The 21,973-nt window shown below is 54.7% G+C and carries 30 protein-coding genes; 5 read left to right on the top strand and 25 right to left on the bottom strand.

Features of this window, described 5'->3' with window-relative positions:
* Positions 1-181: 181 nt before the first annotated feature.
* Positions 182-589, bottom strand: coding sequence for a hypothetical protein (locus ACVX3G_RS12500; RefSeq protein ID WP_011231073.1), 408 nt, complete (start codon positions 587-589; stop codon positions 182-184).
* A gap of 126 nt (positions 590-715) precedes the next feature.
* On the opposite strand from ACVX3G_RS12500, the gene ACVX3G_RS12505 reads away from it, so the two are divergent.
* On the top strand, positions 716-874 hold the full coding sequence (locus ACVX3G_RS12505; protein WP_008879283.1) for a hypothetical protein: 159 nt from the start codon (positions 716-718) through the stop codon (positions 872-874).
* Between the two features lie 35 nt (positions 875-909).
* On the opposite strand, the gene ACVX3G_RS12510 is transcribed toward ACVX3G_RS12505, so the two are convergent.
* Together ACVX3G_RS12510 and ACVX3G_RS12515 are read right to left on the bottom strand one after the other, a co-directional pair.
* The gene (locus ACVX3G_RS12510; protein ID WP_011231072.1) at positions 910-1,074 is read right to left on the bottom strand and encodes a hypothetical protein; all 165 of its coding nucleotides are present in this window, start codon (positions 1,072-1,074) and stop codon (positions 910-912) included.
* Positions 1,075-1,179: 105 nt separating this feature from the next.
* Positions 1,180-1,497, bottom strand: a complete 318-nt coding sequence (locus ACVX3G_RS12515) for a hypothetical protein (protein ID WP_013145439.1) — start codon at positions 1,495-1,497, stop codon at positions 1,180-1,182.
* 222 nt (positions 1,498-1,719) lie between these two features.
* Here ACVX3G_RS12515 and ACVX3G_RS12520 point away from each other — a divergent pair, with 222 nt between their 5' ends.
* Positions 1,720-2,841: a DUF2515 domain-containing protein gene (locus ACVX3G_RS12520; protein ID WP_011231070.1), complete on the top strand. Its 1,122-nt coding sequence runs from the start codon at positions 1,720-1,722 to the stop codon at positions 2,839-2,841.
* Positions 2,842-2,852: 11 nt separating this feature from the next.
* Here the strand turns inward: ACVX3G_RS12520 and ACVX3G_RS12525 are convergent, their stop codons facing one another.
* Entirely contained in the window at positions 2,853-3,032 is a 180-nt protein-coding gene (locus ACVX3G_RS12525; protein WP_011231069.1) for a YozD family protein, read from the bottom strand.
* Positions 3,033-3,162: 130 nt separating this feature from the next.
* On the opposite strand from ACVX3G_RS12525, the gene ACVX3G_RS12530 reads away from it, so the two are divergent.
* Entirely contained in the window at positions 3,163-3,285 is a 123-nt protein-coding gene (locus ACVX3G_RS12530) for a hypothetical protein (protein ID WP_013145441.1), read from the top strand.
* On the opposite strand, the gene ACVX3G_RS12535 is transcribed toward ACVX3G_RS12530, so the two are convergent.
* The 4 genes from ACVX3G_RS12535 to ACVX3G_RS12550 form a co-directional block, all read right to left on the bottom strand.
* Complete coding sequence (locus tag ACVX3G_RS12535; protein ID WP_011231068.1) at positions 3,267-3,911, bottom strand: hypothetical protein; 645 nt, start codon at positions 3,909-3,911, stop codon at positions 3,267-3,269. The genes ACVX3G_RS12530 and ACVX3G_RS12535 overlap by 19 nt on opposite strands.
* 131 nt (positions 3,912-4,042) lie before the next feature.
* Complete coding sequence (locus ACVX3G_RS12540; RefSeq protein ID WP_011231067.1) at positions 4,043-4,261, bottom strand: YozE family protein; 219 nt, start codon at positions 4,259-4,261, stop codon at positions 4,043-4,045.
* A gap of 346 nt (positions 4,262-4,607) precedes the next feature.
* On the bottom strand, positions 4,608-5,609 hold the full coding sequence (gene bioB / locus ACVX3G_RS12545) for a biotin synthase BioB (protein ID WP_011231066.1): 1,002 nt from the start codon (positions 5,607-5,609) through the stop codon (positions 4,608-4,610).
* 157 nt (positions 5,610-5,766) lie between these two features.
* A complete protein-coding gene (locus tag ACVX3G_RS12550) occupies positions 5,767-7,206 on the bottom strand; it encodes an NAD(P)/FAD-dependent oxidoreductase (protein WP_014195700.1) in 1,440 nt (479 codons plus the stop codon).
* Between the two features lie 179 nt (positions 7,207-7,385).
* Here ACVX3G_RS12550 and ACVX3G_RS12555 point away from each other — a divergent pair, with 179 nt between their 5' ends.
* Positions 7,386-7,979 (top strand): DUF502 domain-containing protein, encoded by a 594-nt coding sequence (locus tag ACVX3G_RS12555; protein ID WP_011231064.1) that lies wholly within the window; start codon positions 7,386-7,388, stop codon positions 7,977-7,979.
* A 42-nt stretch (positions 7,980-8,021) separates the two neighbouring features.
* Here the strand turns inward: ACVX3G_RS12555 and ACVX3G_RS12560 are convergent, their stop codons facing one another.
* Positions 8,022-8,960 (bottom strand): magnesium transporter CorA family protein, encoded by a 939-nt coding sequence (locus tag ACVX3G_RS12560; protein WP_014195699.1) that lies wholly within the window; start codon positions 8,958-8,960, stop codon positions 8,022-8,024.
* A 315-nt stretch (positions 8,961-9,275) separates the two neighbouring features.
* Positions 9,276-9,422, bottom strand: coding sequence for a hypothetical protein (locus tag ACVX3G_RS12565; RefSeq protein ID WP_011231062.1), 147 nt, complete (start codon positions 9,420-9,422; stop codon positions 9,276-9,278).
* 181 nt (positions 9,423-9,603) lie between these two features.
* Here ACVX3G_RS12565 and ACVX3G_RS12570 point away from each other — a divergent pair, with 181 nt between their 5' ends.
* Positions 9,604-9,894, top strand: coding sequence for a HesB/YadR/YfhF family protein (locus ACVX3G_RS12570; RefSeq protein WP_011231061.1), 291 nt, complete (start codon positions 9,604-9,606; stop codon positions 9,892-9,894).
* Positions 9,895-9,917: 23 nt separating this feature from the next.
* Here ACVX3G_RS12570 and ACVX3G_RS12575 read toward each other — a convergent pair whose 3' ends face one another.
* The 15 genes from ACVX3G_RS12575 to ACVX3G_RS12645 all read right to left on the bottom strand — a co-directional run bounded on the left by ACVX3G_RS12575 (position 9,918) and on the right by ACVX3G_RS12645 (position 21,882).
* Positions 9,918-10,337 carry a PaaI family thioesterase gene (locus tag ACVX3G_RS12575; protein WP_020279119.1) on the bottom strand — a complete coding sequence of 140 codons (420 nt, stop codon included), beginning with the start codon at positions 10,335-10,337 and terminating at the stop codon, positions 9,918-9,920.
* On the bottom strand, positions 10,337-10,603 hold the full coding sequence (locus ACVX3G_RS12580; protein ID WP_014195697.1) for a hypothetical protein: 267 nt from the start codon (positions 10,601-10,603) through the stop codon (positions 10,337-10,339). Before ACVX3G_RS12580 ends, ACVX3G_RS12575 begins: the two co-directional genes overlap by 1 nt.
* Before the next feature lie 130 nt (positions 10,604-10,733).
* The gene (locus tag ACVX3G_RS12585) at positions 10,734-12,392 is read right to left on the bottom strand and encodes an IS1634 family transposase (RefSeq protein ID WP_014194949.1); all 1,659 of its coding nucleotides are present in this window, start codon (positions 12,390-12,392) and stop codon (positions 10,734-10,736) included.
* 166 nt (positions 12,393-12,558) lie between these two features.
* Positions 12,559-12,975, bottom strand: a complete 417-nt coding sequence (locus ACVX3G_RS12590) for an acyl-CoA thioesterase (RefSeq protein WP_011231058.1) — start codon at positions 12,973-12,975, stop codon at positions 12,559-12,561.
* A gap of 116 nt (positions 12,976-13,091) precedes the next feature.
* Positions 13,092-13,319, bottom strand: a complete 228-nt coding sequence (gene tlp / locus ACVX3G_RS12595) for a small acid-soluble spore protein Tlp (protein WP_014195696.1) — start codon at positions 13,317-13,319, stop codon at positions 13,092-13,094.
* A gap of 30 nt (positions 13,320-13,349) precedes the next feature.
* Positions 13,350-13,493 carry an acid-soluble spore protein N gene (locus tag ACVX3G_RS12600; protein ID WP_011231056.1) on the bottom strand — a complete coding sequence of 48 codons (144 nt, stop codon included), beginning with the start codon at positions 13,491-13,493 and terminating at the stop codon, positions 13,350-13,352.
* A 55-nt stretch (positions 13,494-13,548) separates the two neighbouring features.
* On the bottom strand, positions 13,549-13,680 hold the full coding sequence (locus ACVX3G_RS12605) for an FbpB family small basic protein (protein WP_011231055.1): 132 nt from the start codon (positions 13,678-13,680) through the stop codon (positions 13,549-13,551).
* 121 nt (positions 13,681-13,801) lie between these two features.
* Positions 13,802-14,323 (bottom strand): TlpA family protein disulfide reductase, encoded by a 522-nt coding sequence (locus tag ACVX3G_RS12610; RefSeq protein ID WP_011231054.1) that lies wholly within the window; start codon positions 14,321-14,323, stop codon positions 13,802-13,804.
* 112 nt (positions 14,324-14,435) lie between these two features.
* On the bottom strand, positions 14,436-14,588 hold the full coding sequence (locus ACVX3G_RS12615; protein ID WP_014195694.1) for a hypothetical protein: 153 nt from the start codon (positions 14,586-14,588) through the stop codon (positions 14,436-14,438).
* A 249-nt stretch (positions 14,589-14,837) separates the two neighbouring features.
* Entirely contained in the window at positions 14,838-15,686 is an 849-nt protein-coding gene (locus ACVX3G_RS12620) for a sulfurtransferase (RefSeq protein ID WP_014195692.1), read from the bottom strand.
* Between the two features lie 120 nt (positions 15,687-15,806).
* Entirely contained in the window at positions 15,807-16,082 is a 276-nt protein-coding gene (locus ACVX3G_RS12625; RefSeq protein ID WP_011231051.1) for a YpbS family protein, read from the bottom strand.
* Entirely contained in the window at positions 16,079-16,267 is a 189-nt protein-coding gene (locus tag ACVX3G_RS12630) for a hypothetical protein (RefSeq protein WP_013145453.1), read from the bottom strand. The genes ACVX3G_RS12625 and ACVX3G_RS12630 overlap by 4 nt, the downstream gene beginning before the upstream one ends.
* Positions 16,267-20,016: a dynamin family protein gene (locus ACVX3G_RS12635; RefSeq protein ID WP_025039383.1), complete on the bottom strand. Its 3,750-nt coding sequence runs from the start codon at positions 20,014-20,016 to the stop codon at positions 16,267-16,269. Before ACVX3G_RS12635 ends, ACVX3G_RS12630 begins: the two co-directional genes overlap by 1 nt.
* Before the next feature lie 178 nt (positions 20,017-20,194).
* Positions 20,195-20,818 carry an isoprenylcysteine carboxyl methyltransferase family protein gene (locus ACVX3G_RS12640; RefSeq protein WP_025039382.1) on the bottom strand — a complete coding sequence of 208 codons (624 nt, stop codon included), beginning with the start codon at positions 20,816-20,818 and terminating at the stop codon, positions 20,195-20,197.
* A complete protein-coding gene (locus ACVX3G_RS12645; RefSeq protein ID WP_011231047.1) occupies positions 20,815-21,882 on the bottom strand; it encodes a type III polyketide synthase in 1,068 nt (355 codons plus the stop codon). Before ACVX3G_RS12645 ends, ACVX3G_RS12640 begins: the two co-directional genes overlap by 4 nt.
* Positions 21,883-21,973: the final 91 nt, after the last annotated feature.

A 21,973-nucleotide genomic window follows, 5' to 3' on the forward strand; every position in this document is an offset into this window, starting at 1 on the left:
ATGTTGGCCGGCAATCGCTGTCGGATCGAATCACATGTTGTTCAAACGGGCACCTTCGAAACGAAGGGAAGCGGAAAGGGTCCTTGTGCGGCTTGTCGTTTGGCACATATGCAAATCGCTGAAAGCTCCCCCTATGCACTCGCGTAGGTGGGTGAGTCGTTTGCGGGGGAGCCGCTCTCTTTTATGATGTTTTGGATCGGCGGTAATCGCTGCGATGACGGCGCGCCAAATACCGCTCATTGATATACAGCACCTTTTTGTCTTTGCTGCGCGTATATTTTTTCTCGCGCTCGCGCCGCCTGGCGACAAGCCAACAGGAAAACAAATACAGTGGAAAGACGAGCTGCATCGCGCCGGCAAAGACATACCAAAAACCGTTGATATCGGCCAAATCGCGCAAGTACACGTCGATGCCGCTGAGCCGATAGTACATGTCAGCAACGATGGCAGCGATGATGACGACGTTGACCGCATGGAGAAGGGGCACGCTTCTCCAGCGGAACAAGAGTCGCTCAACTTGCCCTTTGACCCAAAGCAATGCCGCAATCGAGACGACGCACAAGAGCAGCGACAGCGCCAGTGCGGCCATCGTTTCGCCCCCTTCCCTCTTTTCTCCTGCGCCCGCCGCATGATGCCGCCTGCAAACATTTTCCGTCGATGAACCGCCGCCAGACCGCATACACTAACGACAACGACGGTTCAAGGAGGGAAAACGATGGGCAAAAAACACCGCAACCGCATTAACGGGCAGAAAAAGAACAACCATATTCCAAAAGAAGCATTGATCGCTGAAGATGAGGCGCATGCCAAAGAATATTCCGCCGCCGGCGGCCGGAAAAACGGTCCGGGCCATCACGACAATCCAGAATCGTGACAAACCGCAGAAACCCTTGTGCGATACAAGGGTTTCTATCGCGGTTCCGACGGCTCGGATTCGTCCCAAGCAAGCGTGACGACTTTTGTATATTCCCCGCGTTCAATTTCCTCTTTTGTCGCTCTTTCATTCAGCTCCTCATCGTCGTCGATGCCCGGGGCCACCGTCGGCATGTCGCGCCGCCGTTCGTCATGTTCCATCAAGTCCGCCCCCTTTCCTTTCTTATCCGTTCCCGAAACAAGGGGGCTTTATTCATATTATATCATCTCTAGCTCTTGCTGGCGACTATATTTTTGAATATTCGGTCAACAGATGAGCTGTCGTTCCACTTGTTTCCATCCGTCTGGACAAAGGCGATAGTACGTCTGTCCTTTCCGCCCTTCATCGATCAGCACAACGTCCCCAGTCCGCATAAATCGAGCTTGACAGTTTTTCGGCATCAGATCGGCGACATTAAACATCCGATACAACACCGCCAGCACTTCATCATGTCCGGCCGCCGTCACCGTCATGCGGCACACTTGCCGGTAGCCTTTCGTTTCCCCAAAGCGCGGTGTTTGAAAAACGACCGCCTCATATGCACGTTTTGTCATCCACATCCGTTTCCCCCATAAACGAACCATTGTTTTCCTCTCCCTTCTCCCAATAAATCGGCCCTCCGCGCCCCATACTATGGTTGATGTCGAATTCGATCGCGAATCGTCTTCGGAGCCGAGACAAACGTGTATTATACTTATTTGGTGATTTGGCGTGTCGATTCCTTCAGCAAACGAGCACTCCTTTTGTCGAAACGATCGCGGTCTTCTGGCAAAAGTCCACAAATGATGCAAAGGAGAGACAGCCTGATGCCGACTCGCCCGTTCGCTTGGCTGCGCCATCCGCTTCAGTATGCCTACCGCTCCTTTTTGTACCGCCATCCGGTCCGCCTCGCCGATGACGGCCTGCTTCGCCGGATGGCCGCCCGCACAACTGTCCCGACTGACGGACCGCTCAGCGCGGAAGAAAAGGGCATTGTTGCCGCCATTCGCCGGAAAACAGCGGAACATAACCGCAACAACGTGACGCGCACCGCCGCCTACTTAGCGTTTTTTGAGCGCCATCGGGAAATTCATTGGGCGTTTTTAGCCCATCTCGTCTCGCGCAACGGCGGTTGGAACATGACTGATTTGCGCGGCGGCCTTCTTCCGTTTTTGCTGCCGGAACAAATCATTGCACCCCTTTTTTTGTTTTTGGAGCGCGCCAATGCCCTCATTTTTCATGATGCCTATCCGCAGCTTCTGCTGTACGAAGAAAGCAAACGGAGGGAGACGCCGCTGTTTCATTTGTTGCCGGCGCTAGCGGTGTCTTCGTTTATGAAGCCGATGTGGGAACATTTTTGGGAAACGGGGAATGCCGCGCTTCTTACGGTTGCTCTGATCATCAACGAGCAGCAGTACATCCAGCTTCGCGTCATCGAACATCCGTTTTTCCGCACCCGCGTGCTGTCAAGCTGGCCGTTTATTGTCGAGCAATGGCTCGGGTTCAACGATGTGCTCATCCCATATGCCAAAGGCCGCCGCGTAGCGCTTGCCGGAACGACCGTGCGCGATTTCGCCGACGTCCACCACCGCATCCATATCGGCAAAACGCTGTACAGTCTGCTGCTGTTTGACGCCCGGCTGTTTCGCGGCGCCTGCCGCTTTGCCCGCTGCGTCCCCCACAGCGGCTCACGCGCCGACTTCTGGCCGCAATCGTTCGCTGAAACGCCTGATGGGCACCGCTTTTACAGCCCCCGCCTTGAGGAAGCTTGGCCGGATCTTGCGCACCCGTTCCACGATCATCGCGATTGGTTCACCGATGAGGCGATCATGCAGGCGCTTGAAACGCTCCCGCTTCCGGCCTCGGGCGACATGACCAGCCGCTACGAGCGGCATTTGGTCATGATGAAAACAGCCGCCATCGCGGCGGCCAAATCAACTTCATCATAAAACGACGAGGACTACTCCCCATCGATGTCAATCTCTTCATCGATGATGCATTTTTCAAGCAAATAGTCAAACGTAATATCCGCGAGCTCCTCAAGCTCCTCTTGCGTTGGCACAAAGCCGCGGCGGATGAGTTCTTGGTAAAAAAACTCAGCGATTTCTTCCGTATCGATAATCACTTCAATTTCCTTCACCGCATCTCGCCCCCTTTGTAATGTTGTATGTCGCCGCCTTCCGTTTTATGTCAAAAATCATGTTGTACTATTTTTTCAGTCTCCCCCATACATATGTACCAACAAAACAAAAAACACGGAGGCGGACAAAATGGACAAATTCACTGCGATCGATAAAATGATGGAAACAGTTGTCAATGGATTGGGCGCGATCGTCATTTTCGCCGGCATTCCTTATTTTCTTTTTATTCTTTATCAATTTCTATCCTGGTGATTGGCGATTGTCCGCAAACGTTTTACAACTGTTTCCATCATCCGTTGGTACTGTTCATCGCCGAACCATTCATATAACGCTTTATAATCGTTGTACATGTCAAGGAGCTCGTCGACCGACGGCCCTTTCTCTCCGCTGTCGGCCGGCGGCAATAGAAGCGACGCTTTCACCGGCGCGGCGATGACAATATCTTGCACGAGCGTGACGGACGTCTCCTCTCCGTCGGCAAGCGGAATGATGTCTTCCAAATGGACTTCAATCTCCCAACCATCCGTCAGCCGTTTCAATTCGTAAATCGTCTCTTCCCATCCTTCCCCGTAGTAGCGGTAAATTTCTGTCCGCACCCCGACAATTTTGAACAAATGGCCGCCATAATCGCGGACGCGGACAATTTCGCCGAGAAAAAACGGCAACTCAATTTCAATCTCTTCCGCGATCCATAAATCACCCACAAACTCAGACAATAAAATGAGCGCTTGCTCGGCAAACAAGCTATGGCCATGGTTGATTTCGTATAAAAACACACCGTCAATCTGCTGAATATCGGTGATCGTTCCGACCGTTCCGTACAATGTATTGACGACGATGTCGCCGACGGAAAATTTCGGGCGTTTCGGCGCGCTCATTGGCATCTCCACCCTTTGGAACAAATAGTTAGTATAGTATATGCATGCAGAGAAGGGTGGACACCTGCAACCGCGCGGAAAAAAGCTATTTGAAAGCGCTCCCAATTTATGAAATGGGAACGCTCCCTTAGTTACGCTTCATGCAAAAATTGCTCCCATAGCTCATCAAACACAACCATACTTTCCAAATAGTCACCGTTAAGCTCCAAATAGCCGCTCAGTTCTTCATAGTCCGTCGACCCTTTTGGAAAGCTGTGGTCTTCATACGCTCCGTTCGCAAACCGGACGACCGGATCTTCCTGGTGTCCATGGCGGAAGCGCAGCAAGTAACGGTAGAATGACTTTGCCATGTCCCCCATCCTCTTCCTTTCCTTTTGTTGCTATTATAATGAGCTTTTGGCTGTTTGTGAAGCCTTTTTTCGCAGCTTGTATTCCCATCGTACGCGTCGGGTTGGCTTTTCATGCCAAAAAAGCGCGTCAAACGGCGCAATAGGGGTTCAATCCGCTTTTCTCGTCAGAGCATAGGCAGGCCAAGTCCACCGTCTTATCATGCGCTCCGCTTCTCGCCAAGGCTTGCGATGCGCCATCGTGGCGTCCCATCTGAAACCGCATGGCGCCTCCCATGCCTCCCGCTTCGCTAGGTCTTGTCCTCGGTGAGCGCACATACAAAAAGCCGCCATCTTCCGGCGGCATCGTTCATGATACGACTCCGGCTTGCGGAGCCGGGGCAAATTCGATTTCAAACCCAAGATCCTCAAGCATTTGATAATCGGCTGACTTTTCTTGCCCGGCGGTCGTCAAATAGTCGCCGACAAAAATCGAGTTGGCGGCATACAGGCCAAGCGGCTGAAGTGAGCGCAAATTCACTTCTCGCCCGCCGGCGATGCGGATTTCTTTGGTTGGATTCATATAGCGAAAAAGGGCCAGCACCTTCAAACAGTAACGCGGGTTTAATTCGTTCGTGCCAGCCAGCGGCGTGCCGTCGATCGCATGCAAAAAGTTGACTGGAATGGAATCGGCGTCAAGCGCCCGCAAACTGCGCGCCATATCGACGACATCCCGCTTCGTTTCTTTCATGCCGATGATGACGCCGGAACAAGGCGAAAGACCAGCTTCTTTCACCGTTTCCACCGTCCGCACCCGATCGTCGTATGTATGGGACGTCGTAATGTTCGGATGGTGCTGCTTCGATGTGTTGATGTTATGATTGTAGCGATCCACCCCCGCCTCTTTCAGCCGGGCCGCCTGCTCCGGCTTTAAGATCCCAAGGCAGGCGCACACTTTCAGCCCGAACCGCTCTTTAATTTCCTTGACCGCGGACACAACGGTGTCGATCTCTTTATCGCTCGGCCCCCGGCCGCTGGCGACGATGCAGTACGTCCCAATGCGCAAACGGTGTGCTTCTTCCGCGCCGCGCAACAACGTCTCTTTGTCGACCATTTTATACGTTTTCACCGGCGCCGTCGATACGGCGGACTGCGAACAGTAGCCGCAGTTTTCCGGACAGAGGCCGGATTTGGCGTTGATGATCATGTTCAGCTTCACTTTGTTTCCATAATAGGCGGAGCGAATCCGGTACGCCCCTTGCAGCAAAAGGAGCAACTCCTCATCCGGACAATCCAATATCGCCAATGCTTCCTCATCGGTCAGCTCGTGGCCTCCCAACACTTGCTCGGCCAACACCAGCCAGTTTGCCATCTCTCCTCTCCCCTTTCCATATCATTACATTTATCGTAACGGACCAGCCGCATATTTGTCAACTATATTTTCATTTCAGTTTACTTTTTAATCCGTCCCCAGGCAGACAGCAAAAAAACAGGCCCCCGTTTGAAGGGGCCTGCCCTCGGTTCCTCACCTAATGCGTCAATTTCTCGACGATGTCGCGGGCGATCCAGACGCCGCAGGCGCTCGCCTGCGCAAGGCCGCGCGTAATGCCGGCGCCGTCGCCGCCGACATACAGCCCGGCGATTTCGGTTTCAAAGCGGTCGTTCAGTTTCGGACGCGCCGAATAAAACTTCGCTTCCACCCCATAAAAGAGCGTATGCTCAGAGGCAAGCCCCGGAGTGACGTGGTTGAGCGCCTCCGTCATTTCGATCAAGCTTTTCATCGTGTTGTACGGCAAAACGAGGCCTAAATCGCCCGGCACCGCTTCTTTTAGCGTCGGTTCGATGAACCCTTCTTTGATCCGCTTTTCCGTCGATCGCCGTCCTTTTAAAATGTCGCCGTATTTTTGCACGATGATGCCGCCGTTGGACAAGGCGTTCGCCAGCCGAGAAATTTCATGGGCGTATTCGTTCGGCTTGTCAAACGGATCGGAAAACTTATGTGAAACAAGAAGGGCAAAGTTCGTGTTGTTGCTGCCGAGCTTTGGATCTTTGTACGCATGGCCGTTGGCGAGCATGATGCCGGAATGGTTTTCGACGACGACATGTCCGGACGGGTTGCTGCAAAACGTGCGCACTTGCGTCCCAACCGACGTGTTGAAAATGAATTTCCCTTCATACAGATGTTCGTTAATTTCTTGCATGACGATGTTCGATGTTTCCACGCGCACTCCGATGTCAACCTGATTGTTGATCATCCGCAAACGGCGCTTGCGCAAGATTTTGCTCAGCCAAACCGAGCCATCGCGCCCCGGAGCGATGACGACTTTTTCCGCTGTCAACGTTTCTCCGTTTTTCAGCACAACGCCTTTCACTCGATGGCCGCTCTCCGTCCGCTCGGTCACGATATCATCCACTTCCGTTGTAAAGCGCATCGCAATCCGCTCGCGCAAATATTCAAAAATGCTTTTCAAAATTTCCAAATTTTGCTCTGTACCCAAATGGCGGACGTACGCGCGCAATAGCTTCAGCCCGGCCGCATAGGCGCGCCGCTCGATCTCTTTCACTTTATCCGTCATCGGGTCGGTGATCGATGTCGTCGCTCCGTGCTTCAAGTTGATCTCATCGACATAGCGGATGAGCTCAAGTACGGTCGAAGCCGGCAAATAGTCGGTCATCCAGCCGCCGAATTCGCTCGTGATATTGAATTTGCCGTCCGAATACGCCCCCGCTCCGCCGAATCCATTCGTGATCGAACAGGCCGGCACGCAGCCGGCATAGTCTTTTTTGCCGGCCGGCGGCGGACACTTTTCAATTTTTCTTTGCAAAATCGGACAATTGCGTTTATAGATATCGTGCCCTTTATCGATTAAGAGCACGTTCGCTCCAGGGAGTTTGAGCGTCAGTTCGTAGCAAGTGAAAATGCCGGCCGGCCCGGCGCCGACCACGATCACATCGTAATGATTGTTCATGATCCATCCCCCATTTCCCATGTTCCATTCGAAAGTATACGGAACATTTGGCAGTTCGTCAAGGAAAAACACGAACTTTCTTACCGAATACAACAGAAAATGTTCGATATAATAGAGAGTTGTATAAAGCCAAAAAAATTGGTATGGTGGTAGAGAATGAATAGCGGGGAGGGAAAGGGATGCGTTTTTTCGTGAAACATTTTCTAAACGGCATGCTGACGATCGTGCCAATTTTACTCGCCGTCTATGTGTGCTACAAAGTGTTCACCGTTTTGGATGGGCTGCTTGGCCAATACGTCCGTCCGTATTTGGATGGCCGCTACATTCCCGGCCTAGGCCTATTGGCGACTGTCGCGCTGATTACCGTCTGCGGTTGGCTATCGACGCAATACGTAAGCGGCCGCCTCATTCGACTGATCGACCGGTTGCTTGAAAGCATTCCCTTGATGAAAACGGTTTATTCCGTCGCCAAAGATACAATCGCTTCCTTCGTCGGGGAAAAACGATCGTTTTCGCAAGTTGTGCTCGTTACAATGCCAGAAAGCGGCTGGAAATGCCTCGGCTTCATGACAATGGATGATGTCGGCGCTTGGCACGATCCTCTCGCCGACTACGTCGCCGTCTATATCCCGCAGGCGTTTCAAGTCGCCGGGCTCACCCTGCTCGTCCCGAAAGAGCAAGTGGAAGTCGTCGACATCTCGCCGGAAGAGGCGATGAAATTCATCCTCTCCGGCGGTGTGGCCGTCCGAAAGCAAAAGCGGCTGCCCCAATGACAGGGCAGCCGTTCGCATGGCCATCCAAAACGCGCCTGGCCGTCAAAAGTATCGCTTTTTCCAAAAGATGTACGCCGTCGCCGCTGACAGTGAACCGGCGAGCGCCATCGCGATCAAAAAGGCGTACGGAGAGTGTTGGTACGGAATCGGTACGTTCATGCCGTAGAAACTCGCCACCATCGTCGGCAGCGAAATGACGATCGTAATGGCCGTCAAAAACTTCATCACAATGTTTAAGTTGTTTGAGATGACCGAAGCGAACGCGTCCATCATGCCGCTTAAAATGCTGCTGTATACTTCGGCCATTTCAATCGCCTGCTTGTTTTCAATAATGACGTCCTGCAGCAAATCCTGGTCATCTTCGTACATGCGCAAATAATTGAGGCGCATGAGCCGCTCCATGACGATGTTGTTCGCCTTCAGCGACGTCATAAAATACACTAAGCTTTTTTCCATGCTGAGAAGCGAAAACAGCTCCTTGTTTTTCATCGATTGGTGCAATTCTTTTTCGATTTCGCTCGTCCGCCGATTGATTTGCTTCAAATAGCGCAAATAATACGTTGAAATCATGTACAGCATTTGCAACGCAAACCGCGTCTTCATAAACGTGTAAAAGTTTTTGATTTTGTTTTTGGAGAATTCTTCGAAAATCGGATTCTCCTGCAAACAAACCGTAATAAAACACGTGTTCGTAATGATCATGCCGATCGGAATCGTCTCGTAAATCGGGCCGTCCACTTCATCATGGGCGACAATCGGAATGTCGACGATAATGAGCACATGGTTGTCTTCCTTTTCGACGCGCGACCGCTCCTCGTCATCCAACGCGTCTTTGATCGAATCGATCGGAATGTCCAAATGGTGGGCGATGTAGCGAATTTCGTCTTCCGTCGGGGCAACGAGATTGATCCAGCAGCCATTTTCAATATGATCGATTTCGCGCATTTTGCCGTTGGCATCGGACAAATACATTTTCATCATCTGGCATCCTTCCTCCTTTTCACGCGAGGAAGGCGGCGCCTCTTCCTTTCCGTCCGGAGCCCGTTTTCGTATGATGAGCAGCCGACAAGAAAAGGAACAGGCCGCGTTCCCCGCTATATTCCGGTTCCGGTTCGTTCGGGCTTGAACTACTCATATACGAAAACGCCACTCCTTTCGAAAAAGATGTCCCTCAAGTAATGATAGCGCGGACCGGCCCGTTTGTATAGTAGGTGCCATAAAAAAAAAGCAGCCTACTGGCTACTTTATTCACAAAACAGCGCGATGTTCAACCATCGCCCGCTCGATTCGGCTTTTTTATTCGCTCGATGGCGTCGTGTTGAAAAAATCAGGCGCTTGTTTGTCAATTTGCCGACGGTTGGAACGGCGCGGGCGTTGCTCTTTCTTTTCGCCCATCACCCCATCCGATTCATAGCTTGGCGCAAACGGCCGCTTCTTGCTCACCGTCTTCACCCCCCTCGCTTTTACTGTTCGCCGTCGGCCGGCATTTTACTCGAGCCAGTCAGGGCTAGGTTAATCCATTTTCTGGAAATTGTTTCGCCCTCAAATTGTCAGCCAATGTTCACACAATCGTTTTACCGGCGCCGTCCATTCACTTATAATAAACAAGTGAGGAGGGGAAGCCATGAACATCATGATTACAAAAAAAGCGTTTGATTGGTACAAGCGGGAGCTCGGGCTGAAGCCGGGCGATGCGATCCGCTTTTTTGCCCGCTACGGCGGGTGCAGCACCGTGCAAAAAGGGTTTTCGCTTGGCATGGCCAAAGACGAACTGGTCGACAAGCCGGCGGCGCAGACGACGGTTGATGGCATCACCTTTTTTATTGAAGAGAGCGACCAATGGTATTTCGATGGACGTGATTTGACTGTGGATTTGGACGAAAAAAGCAATGAGCCGGTTTTTCTCGTCCATTGAATGTCCCGCGGCGATTGAAAAAGCTAGCCTTGGCGCTCGCTTTTTCGAATAATGGCGATCGTGCAGCGGGAGATGCAGACGAGCTCCCCTTGTTCGTCCGTAATGCGCACATCCCACACCATCGTCGTCCGACCGCGGTGCAACACCGTCCCTGTCGCCGTCACCGTCCCGCGGCGAACGGCGCGGACGTGATTGGCGTTGATTTCCAATCCAACGACGTTTTCCGTGTTGGGGTCCACAAGCGCGTACGCGCCGATGCTGGCGACCGTCTCCGCTAAGGCGACTGAGGCGCCGCCATGCAGCAGCCCAGCCGGCTGGTGCGTGCGCCAGTCGACCGGCATCGTCGCGACGACGCGGCCTTCGCCAACCTCAACAATTTCGATGCCGAGCGTATCGATCAACGTATGTTTCGACATTTCCTTCACAACGGCCAAATCGATCATCATTCCTTCTTCCCCCGTTTCGTGAATCGTTCCAGTTCAAACAGCCGTCCTTCCTGCTGCAAAATGCGCGTTTGCGTCTCACCGAGCAAATCGAAATGCGGAAACTCACCGCGCCGATCGATCCACTCTTCCTTCAGCCCGTACTGCCGCCCCCAAGCGGCGAGTTTTTCGACATCGGCGCAGCCGACTTTCGTCACTGTCGTGCAATGCGGAAACCGTTCGTCGTACCAATAGTGGGTCAAAAAGGCGATTTCACCGCGCTTCACTTCTCACATTTCGCACCCTAACAAGGTCAAAACAAAGGATTTTTTATTTAGTTTTTCAGAATAACTTTTTGACCAACACAACGAGCGATGGCAATCCTTTTTTTACCATCGCTGGTCGTTCCGTATCACGTTACACGTAGATGCTCTCATCCATGCCCAATCCCTGCAGAATCCTTCGCTGATCAGGGGTAAGGGAGCGATCCAGTGAGCGTTGGATGCGCCCATCCGGCAGCTTGAACAGGACGACGTTCACATATTGAAACAGCTGAAAAATCGCCTGTCCCGTCGGCCGGGTCAGCTTGCGGCCTCCAGGACCCTTCAACGGGTGTTCTGGAGTAATAAACTGACGCACTCGGCGCTGAAAAACGCGGTAAATCGCCAAGGCCAACAGAAACAAATAGCCTAATACTGCGACCCGTTCTGGTTTTTTGACGTAAATCTCATCCGTGAAAAACGGATCTTTCAAAAAAGCGAAGTTCATTTCCACCGAGATCTGCCCTTTATACAGCTTCAAGATCTCTTGGGCATCCATGGGTTGGCCCTTCCATTCCTTCGGAACGGTCGTGACGAGGACAAACCGGGACGCTTTCCGTCTCGCCTGTTCCCACGCGTCTTGGTCGAATTCGACGTCAAGGTGCAAGAAATACAGCGTCTCCACCTCGGGTTCCGCCCCTTTTTTCGGCCGTCCGCGCCGTTTTTTCAGGCGTACGATCTCTTCGACCGCGGCCTCAACCCGATGAAACCGGGGGCGAAGGGACGCCTTGAGGGACGCCAAGGCTTGTTCGGCATCTTCCCGGCAGGAGAAGGGGTGACGCTCCCAACGGGCTTGTTCCTCGCGAAGAAGCTCCGCTTCTTTGGTTCGTTCTTTTTCAAGCGTCTTTCCTTTTCGCTGGTCGAGCGCGCTCGATTCAACAACGATCAGCCGAACGGGGTGGCCTTCATACGTCGAGGCCGTTTCCCATACCCGGTACGTGGCGCCGTTTCTCTCCGCCAACGTAAAGGGATCGCTCCACGTCGTGTCCTCAGCATCCGCTTCGGCCAGCGCGGTTTTCACGATCCGGAGCGACGAAGGGCCTCTGGTGATCAAAAAGGCGTTGGCCGCTTTGGTTTGCGCCAGGGTCTCTTTCGTCATCGCGGCGGAATCGGCCACGTAAATCCATTCGTCTTCGATTTTGGCCTGCTTCAGCTGTTCATGGACACGAGACAGCACCTCGGGATTCCATGTTTTATCGGGCAGGTTGCCATCGTGCACATCGCCGTAAAACGGGATGCCGTCCTCGTTGCCGACCAGTCCGAAACCGATCTGTTTTTGCCAACGATGATGGCGGTTGTAGCCATGTGTGATCTGCAAAGCCTCTAATGAGGCCGATTCATACGCGCCGTAAACCGTCTTGTCCGTCGTATCGGCGTGAAAGGCTCGGAGGGAAAGGCCTTCTTTGCGATAAATGTGAATCAAGCAAGTGCTGATCACCTTGTGAATATCGGCCTCATACAAGCGGTCGAGATGACGAGCCAAGGCATCGTCGTTCAACCAGGAAGGATGGAGACCGGGACGGATGAGTTTCTCTAGATCGATCTCCTGAGCCCATCGTTCCACGTGAACGAGGGCTTGCCGGCCGTCAAACATATTGTAGATGATGGCCTGAACGGCATCGCTGACTCGAGTCTGGCACTGTGGATCAACGGGAACGAGATGGTCAATCAATTGGGGCAGGCCCAGTTTCTTGAATAGGGCACTTATTATATTCAAATAATGATTGCGATAGACCTTTTTGACTTGAACGTTCATAAGAGAAAAACTCCTTTACGTTCCTTGTGTGTCAAGGATTCATTCGACATCGGAACGAAAAAATCCTCCCGATTTTCGTCGAGAGGGTGCGAAATGTGAGTCACTTTCTCTTTCCATGCCGCGAGCTCGTGTCGGCGGATGCCAAACGCCATCGCACCGCTCCCCTTTACCGCTTCGCCCGCTCATATGCTTCATGCCAGTCAGGAAAATATTTGCGGATCACGATCGGCCGAAACGTATCGCGCTTGACGCAAACATGCTGCGACTTTCCGGTCACCGCCACCTCGCCGTCCGGGGCGAGAATCTCGTAGCCGTATGTCACGCGGATGCCGTCATAGGCGTCAATCCATGTGCGGACAGTCGCCGTTTCCCCGTAGTGAAGCGGCTTTTTGTACGACACTTGCAAATCGACAACAGGCGAAATGATGCCTTCTTTCTCCATGTCAGCATAATGAAAGCCAAGCTGTTTGATCAATTCCGTGCGCCCGACTTCCATCCAAACTAAATAGTTCGCGTGGTAGACGACGCCCATTTGGTCTGTTTCCGCATAACGCACTTCAATTTGTTTTTCTGCCACTTTCACGTTCGTTCTCCCTCCATTTTTTACCGGGCCTCCTCTTCTATGTTACCATTCGCCCGTCGGCTCGCTCAAGCGGTAGACAAAAAAACGAAGCCGCCCCCGCATGAGGGCTGCTTCGTTTACTGGCAGCCGTGTTCCCGTGCAGCTGCTTCGTCTCGGATTTCCGCGCGCATCGCAGCGATCGCTTCTTCGCGGCGGCGGTTTTTCGCACGGATCTTCTCCTGCTCCTCCGGCGACGCAAACTGCATCGTTTCTTCGGCTTTTTCTATGTTCTCAATGGTGTTTTGCACCATTTCTTGCAGCTTTTCCACATTGTCGCTGCGGTCATCCGGTTTCGGACGCGGCATGAACGCTTCCTCCTTTGCGCGAGTTTCCGGCTATTCGCCCTTCGTTTGGATGACTTGGGCGTGCTGGCCGGACTGGTCTTGCATTTGTTTGCCCTTGTTTCCTCCTGCGGCGCGAGGCTGTGTGCCGATATGGTTCGGCACAAAATGTTTGCGGCTTCCTTTCGGATTGCTCATTGTCTTCGCCTCCTCGCCATCTAGTCTGTCCGCCCGGAGAACCGCTATGCATGGGTCATTCTGCTTTTTTGAGCATCCGCTCTTCCAGCTTTTTCTCGATTTTTTCGAGCGCTTCCCGATCGTTCAACAATTGCCGTTTGTTCTCGCTGATCAGTTCTTGGAGAGTCATTTTGCGGGATCGTCTCATCGCTTCAACCTCCCCTCACTTTTATTGTAATCTTATTCATGCCCAAAAAAGATAAAAATTATGACAACTTTTTGAAAAATAACGAACCACGAAGAAAGCGCCTTTCGCTGCAGCCATCTGCTCAACGAAAAAGCGCTGTTTCCTGCTCGAGCCGCTTCGCCGTCACCGGGCCGACAATTTTTCGCCGAATGACGCCGTTTGGATCGATAATATACGTCGTTGGAATCGTTTGGATTCGATATTGACGAAGCGCTTCGCCGCGCACATCGAGGCCGACTGGAAACACGAGCCTGTTCGCTTTCGCAAACCGCTCAGCGTTGTCCAACGTATCTTGCGTCGTCAAATGAACGGCAAGGAGCGCAACTTCGCGGCCATGCCGCTCGTAAAACTTGGCAAGCTCCGGCATTTCCTTTTTGCATGGCGGGCACCACGACGTCCAAAAGTTGAGGACGACCGCTTTGCCGCGCAGCGCCGACAACTTAACCGACTGGCCCCCAAGCGCCGGCAAGGTCAAGTCGGGAGCCGTCTGATCCACTTCCGGACCGGCTCCGTTTGCTTCATTCGGTTTGTCAGCCGCCATCACATTCCAAAGGCCATAGCCGGCGACAGCCAAGAACAAAAGAACGACTAGCCATTTCCGCACGTTGTCCCCTCCCTACCGGCGCCTCCCGCCGCTCTGTCCACGATTATAGCACATACGTTTGCCATTTGCCAACCATCGTGCTTAAAACGAAAAAACGAGGGGCGCGCCCTCATCATGATCGGATGTTTTTATGATCGTTTTTCATTTTCTCCGCTTCGACTTCTGCGTACGAAGCGAATTCGCTCCCCCATTCGTTAAAGCCGTTTTTCTTCTTCGCGTTGTTGTTTCGTTGGGCATTGGCATTGCCAAGTTTTGTCCGGCCCATGCGTCTCCTCCTCTGCTTCCGTCGGTTCACCTATAGTATCCGCCGGCGGCCAAAAAACTATGCATACAGCGGCTTCAACCGGCGGCCGAAACAATGGAAGAAAAGCGAAACAAACACTAGGTGAAAATCGTTGAAAATCAACAACGCTTCGACCTCATGCGGACCGAAAAAAGAAAACGAAAAGAAAACAACGGTTCCATCCGACAACACCGAGGCGTCGAATGATGTTTCAGCCCGAATCGGAGAAAACTAAGCATCGGATGACGGGTCACCCGTTTCAATCGGGTGGTCCGGATAGGAAATCCAGTCGCTGAAACTGCCGACGTACAGCCGAACGTTGTGATAACCAGCTTCGTGGAGCGCCAACACGTTCGGGCAGGCGGTGACGCCGGAACCACAGTAAACGATCAACGGCTGCCCACGGTCAAAATCGGCAAACCGAGCCGCCTGCTCGACAGCGCTTTTCCAGTAGCCGCCTTCCGTCATTCCGTCTTTCCAAAACCGGTGCACCGCTCCTGGGATGCGGCCGGCTCGGCGGTCGATCGGTTCTTCCAGGCCGGCATATCGCTTCCATTCACGCGAATCAATGAGCACAACCGAGCGATCGCGGACGGCGGCGCGCACATCCTCAACCGTCGCCAGCCATGACCGATCCGGACGCGGCCGAAACGGGCGGGACGCCACAGCAGGGACGACGTTCGTCACCGGATGCCCTTTCTTCTTCCATTCACGATAATTGCCGTCCAATACGTATACGTGGGCATGGCCGAAATAGCGAAGCAGCCACCAGCAACGCGCCGCCATCGCCCCGTCTTGGTCGTCGTAAGCGACAACGGTCACCGTTTCATCGATGCCGACCCGGCCAAACACGTCCGCCGCTTGCTCGGCCGACGGGAGCGGGTGGCGGCCGCCGTGCTCTCCGACTGGGCCCGACAAGTCGCGTTCCAAGTCCATATACACGGCACCAGGAATATGATCTTCCTGGTAAACGGCCGCTCCTTTCGCAGGATCGCCAAGCCAAAACCGACAATCAAGAATGCGCGTGTTTTCGTCGTGCAAATGGCGAAGGAGCCATTCATGGGAAACAAGCGACGCCATATGTCCTCCCCCTCTTTGTTTTTGCTGACGCCAAACGTTGTTTCTTGATCGGAACGGAAAGCAGCCAATCATCAACAGGACGCCGGCGGCGCCGACACGCTCAACCAGCGCTCGCCATCGTCACGATCGCTCTTTCCTTTCAAGCCGGCTCACGTACTCGCGCACCATCTCCGGCGTCACGCACCGGCGCGCCGGCACGAGGCCGCTTTTGGCCAGTTCGTTCATCCGCTTCGTCACTTCATTGATCCCATCAACCGTAAACGACTCGCCGCGGCGGCACCGCTCGACCGCTTCGTCGATGAGCCGCTCGCGCTCGGCGTCGAGCATAGCAAATTGCTTCAAGATGGTATGCTGTTTTTGCACATGGGCAGTGATCGCGTGATGCACTTCGCTCAATGGTCCTCGTCCTTTCCTGCTTCTTTTTCCATCAAACGCCGGACGTTCGGTTTCGGCGTCCAACAGTTGAACCGATAGTTCGGTTTCGTCGCATAGCCGAGCCGGCGGCAATACGTGTACAGCCCGTCGGCTCGCTTTTCTATACGGTAGTGGATGCATGTAGCGCAAGCGTGAAACCGGTTCATCAACGCGCCTCCCCGACGCGGCCCGAAAGAAGGCCGCGAAGCGCCGCTTCGATGCGGGCGAGCGCCTCATGATCCGCCGCTTCGGCGAGCGCGGCAAGCAAGCCCTCCATATAGCTGTCGACTTGTTCCGCGAGAGCGGCCGAAAGTGCGGCGACGGCAGCCTTGTATTGTTCTGCGTACGTCGCCACAAGCCGCTCTTTTTGCTCAGCCAAATAGGCGTCGATCGGCTCGACAAGCGCCGCCTCAATTTCCTCTTTCATCCGCCGCTTTTCGTCGCGCTCAAAAAACGATTTGGCGTTTTTATACAGCGAAAGCGCCTTGGTAAACCGCACCCGGTCTACATCCCCAAGGGCGTTGGCAAACTCCGGCGCCGAAAAGGCAAACGGCTCAGGCGGCGTGAGCGCGAGCGCATCATCGAAACGACGAAGCTCATGGAATAGGCGCGAGAACTGCTCGGCCAGCTGCTTGTGCAAAAACGACTCAACACGCAAGCTCGTCGCCCGCAACTCTTGGGCCAAATCAAAGCCAACCGATGCGAGCAACTCGTCGAGGCAACGCTCAAGCGCCCGACGCGCCGGGCCTTGGTCGTCGCGGAGCACCGCCGGGTTGAACGCCTCCTTAAACACATCGTTGAGGCGGAAAAAGACGCGCTGCTTGACGTAATAGAGCAATTCGTCGACTTCCTGGCGAAGCGCCTGCCGGCCGTAGGCATCATCAATGCCAGCAAGCACGGCGTGCATCTTCGTTTTCACCGCCTCAAGCGCCTGCCGTTTCTCCGCTTTTTCCGCTTCGCTTTGCCCAGCGGCGCGCGCGAATTCCTCTGCCGCCCGCCGCGCCCGCTCAAGCTCGGCATATGCGCTCTCGACGGCGACTTCCGCCAGTTCTTCCGTTAAGAAGCGGAAGAAGTCGGTTTCAAAGGCAGACAAGCCGGAGTCCGCCAAGACGCCGCGCGGACCGGGCTCGGCCCCCGTTTTTTCCGCCAGCGCCAAGCGGCTTGAGAGCGCATAAAGGCGCGGGAAGCGGATGCCGAAGCGGGCGAGCTCTCCGTTCATATAGGAAATGACGGCCTCAAGCTCCTCTTTCGACTGGGCCAAATCAGCCGCATTGATGACGAAAAACATTTTATCAAGCGCAAACGTGTCTTTCACGCGCCCAAGCTGAAGCAAAAACTCGCGGTCTGCTTTCGAGAACGCATGGTTGTAATACGTCACAAACAACAACGCATCAGCATGCTTCATGTAATGAAACGCCACTCCCGTATGGCGGGCGTTAAGTGAATCCACCCCCGGGGTATCGACAAGCGTCACCCCTTGGCAGGTGAGCGGACAGTCGGCGTACAACACGACCTCATCTAAGAAACATGACACCGCTTCGTCAGCGACATACGTCTCGAGTTCTTCCCAACCGATGGAGACGATCTCCCCGAATCGACCGTTCATCCGCTCATAGCCGGCCGCGGCAGCTGCCAAAAAAGCCACATGCGGCTTTTGCGCCGGATGTTCGGCTCCCGATTCGGCCAGGCGGGCGCAAAGGCGGAGCGCTTCATCCCATGTATCCGCCTCATGGCCGCACTGCCGAAGCGACGATTGCACATCCGCCCAAATTTGCAGTTCGCTTTTTACCTTGACCACCGCCGTGCCGTGCGGGTGCTTGTGATCGGGCGGGGCGATTTTGCTGATGGCGGCGGTTGTCGGGTTGGGCGACGATGGCAGAAGCGGGGCGCCGAGCAAGGCGTTCGCCAGCGACGATTTGCCGGCGCTGAAGGCGCCAAACAAGGCGACGGTAAACGATCGCTCGCGAAGCCGACGCGCCTTGTCGCGCAATGGTCCAGCGAAGCGGCCAAGCAGTTCGGACCGTTCAAGCCAAGCCGCCGCCTCCTCAAGCCGCTCGGCCGCCTCTTCGCTCCGCTGTTTTCTGCCGCTTGAAAGCGTCCGAGCTTCGTCCGCTCTTTCGCTCACTCCGAGGCCGGCCGCTTCCTGACCGAGCGCTTGCTCTTTGACGGAAAGATGGCTTGTTTCCGCTGGCTTGGATGCTGCTTGCGGTTTTGCCGTCTCGGCATGACGCGCTTTCCGGAAGACTGGCGGCGCCGTCAACGCGGCGAGACGGTTTTCATCAAGCGATGCAGACTCGCATGGAGCAGCGATCAGCTGCTCGAACGCACGCCGGCGCTCGTCCCGCTCGGCTCTGAGGCGGGCAAGGCGGGCGGCGAGCTCCACTTTTTCGCGCGCCGCCGAAAGCTGTCCGTTCAATGTTTCTGTTTGGGCGGCCGCCCGTTTGGCGATTTGTTCCTTCAGTTCGGCAAACAAGGCGAGCGCCGAGTCACGGTAGCGTTTTTTCAGCGCCGCCGCCACCTCATCCGTATAATTTAATAGCGCGGCGCCGCTTGATTCCGCCCCTTGTTTGACGAGGCCGGCAAGCATCGTCTCATCCCACTCCGCCGTCCATTGCTGGCACTCGCTGAACCAATCGTCATCAGCATGCCATTCTTTCCCAAACTGAACAAGGAGCTGGCGGACGTGCCATTCGATCTGCGCCGCCGCTTGCGCTTTGACGCTTTCATAAAACGCCTCAAGCCGCCGCTTGCGCTCTTGCTCCGTTTTTGTCTTCGCGAACAACAAGCCCACTTTGAAATTCGGCTGCATCGCCTGCAAGTACGCCTCAGCCCGCTCCCTCGTCTCAAACGGCATCACGTACGCGTTTTGCAGCACGCGCTCAAGCTCCGAACGGAACGCCTCCTCCGCCCGCGACGGCGCTGTTTGCCAATCGGCAAGCTCCGCCTCAAGGCGATCGAGCTCCGCGATGGCCGCCGCCTCGTCATCGGCGCCGCCAAGCGCCTCGAGGCGCGTCTCAATCGTTTGCTCAAGCAGCTCGTGCCGCGCGCGGAGATGCTCAAGATGGCCGTCCGCGATCCGTTTTAACGCCGACTCGGCGCCGCGGACGAGCCATTCCTCCTTGTCGGCAAACAACCGGCGCAAACAAGCGACAAGCTCATGCCATTCGTTGTGCGGATGTGACGGGTCTTTCAGCGACAAGAAAAACAAACGGGCCGCCTCAACTCCCCAACGCCGGAACGCCTCGGCGGCCGAGGCGCGAAATTCAGCGAACGGCAGCTCGTCGTCGCGATGTTTATCGATTTGGTTGATGATCAAATAAACGGTCTTTCCTTCATCTGTTAATTGCTTCGTAAATTGGAAGTTTAATTCCGCCTGCACATGGTTATAATCCATGACGTAAAAGACGACATCCGCCAAATGAAGCGCTGACTCCGTCGCCAGCCGGTGGGCGTCATCGGTCGAATCGATGCCCGGCGTATCGAGGATCGCGACCCCCGGCGGGATGGCGTCCGTCGTTCGGCTGATTTCAATCCATTCGATCGTCTCCCCGTCCCGGCATTGGGCGCGAATCAAGTCCGGGTCGTACGGCGGTTCATACTCGACCGGCTCATCGCGGTGGAAAAAGACGCGCACATAGTCCGGACCGGCTTTCACTTTGACGAGATTGGCGCTCGTCGGAATCGGGCTGGACGGCAGCATCGGCTCGCCGAGCAACGCGTTGATCAAACTCGATTTGCCGGCGGAAAAATGACCGCAAAACGCGACAATGAGCTCACCGGATGCCGCTTTTTCGATGAGCTGCTTCACTTTGTCCGCATGCTCCTGGTCATCCGCGGACTGAAGCTGATCGTGCATGTCGATCATTTTCGAAAGCCACAGCCGCAATGACGGCCGCTCAATCGCAATATGCCCCATGACCAAAACCCCTTTGTCTCCCTCAATGTCATTTACATTCATTTTACTGCATTTCGCCCCGTTTCCCAATAGAAAAAAAGAAAAATCCTGCCGTAACCCGACAGGATGACATAGAGAAAGAGGCAACGCCCTGCCGCCGCCCGCAGGCGAACGGCGAACAGATGCCATTATAGACGGCTCAAGGGCTGTTTTTTATTTGTCCGCTGCTTTCAGCTTGCCGCATCTTGCGAATGGCAGCCTCCCCCCTTAACCGGGGCAAAAAACGCGGCCGCTCCCGAAACGCCTCCCGGTAGTCGGTGAGCGCCGCCAGCGCTCTTTCCTCAACCGCGATGCGAATCGACAGCAAAAATGCGTTCAAAAGCGAAAAGACAAGCGCGGTGATCGGCGCTTGAAACAAAAGCGGCAACAGCGCAATCTCTAAGGCGACAACCACATAGTTCGGGTGGCGAAGCCATCGGTACGGCCCTTTTTTCACTACTTGGCCGTTTGGTACGATCAAAATTTTCGTATTCCAAAAACGGCCGAGCGACCCAATTGTCCATACGCGCAGCCCTTGCACGACAAGAAAAAGCGGAAACAAAAGCGGCCAGCGGCGCGACGGGCGCGCGCCCTTTCGAAGCGCCTCAACAGCCAACGACAAAAAGAAACCGACATGCATCAATACGATCAACGGGTAATGGCGAGCGCCGAACTCCCGCGCCCCGAGCGCTTTCACATACTGTTCGTTCCGTTTTGCAAGCCGAAGCTCAATGACGCGCATGCCGGCAACCGCCAAAAACACGAACCAAAACCGCACGATCATCCCCCCCATTGAAGCAGCACCATTTCCGCACTAAAGCCCGGGCCGAGAGCGATAAGCAGGCCGTGCCCGGACGAAAGCGGCTGCCGCATCATCTGTTCGAGCACAAAATACACGGTGGCCGACGACATGTTGCCGTAGCGGGCGAGCACGTCTCTAGCGGCTTTTGTCTGTTCCGGACCGAATCCGAACGCCTCCTCGTACGCTTCAATGACTTTCCTCCCGCCCGGGTGGGCGATGAAATGATGAATATCCCCAAGCCCTAACCCATGTTCCTGCAAAAACGACTCGACTTGCGGGCGCAGCCAATAGCGAACGATCGCCGGAATGTCTTTTGAAAAGATGACAAACAAACCTTCGTCGCGAACATCCCAGCCCATCACGTCTTCCGAGCCGGGCATGAGCACCGAGCGGGCGGCGATGACACGCGGCGCGCCAGCTGTCGGCGCCGCTCCGTCGCCAGCCACAAGCAAGCACGCCACGCCGTCGGAAAAAAGCGACGTACCGATCACATTGCTTTTGGACCAATCATTGAGTTGAAACGTCAAACTGCAAAACTCAACGGCGATCACAAGCGCCTTGGCATTCGGAAACGCCCGGCAATAGTCGGCTGCCCGGGCGAGCCCAGCCGCCCCTCCCGCACAACCGAGCCCCCAAATCGGCACTCTTACGGCATGAGGGGAGAACGGCAATACGTTCATCAGCCGCGCCTCGATGCTCGGCGTCGACAGCCCTGTCGTTGAGATGTAAAACAGCGCATCGATCTCCTCATGCAAAACAGGGCCGGACGAAGCCTTGCGCAAACAGTCATTGACCGCCTCTCGGCTGTAGCGGACGGCACGGTCGATGTACACCCCATTTTTTTCACCGAAACCGCGCGGCGCGCTGTACCAGGCAAGCGGTTGGACAAACGTGCGCGTATGAATGCCGCTGTTGTCAAACGCCTGCAGCAGCCGCTCCGCACGCGCCATTCGACCGGCGAACAGCCCGGCGACATGCTGCTTCACCTCGTCTTGGGCGGCCGTATACGGCATCCTTGCTGTGCCGACAGATAAAAGAACCGGCATACAAACACCTCGGTCTGTTCCTCTTTATTCTATTAGGATGCGCAACAAGCCAAACTATATGCAATGGAAAATATGTTTGTACACCCGTTTT

The sequence above is a fragment of the Geobacillus sp. PLS 41 genome, from assembly GCF_056494105.1.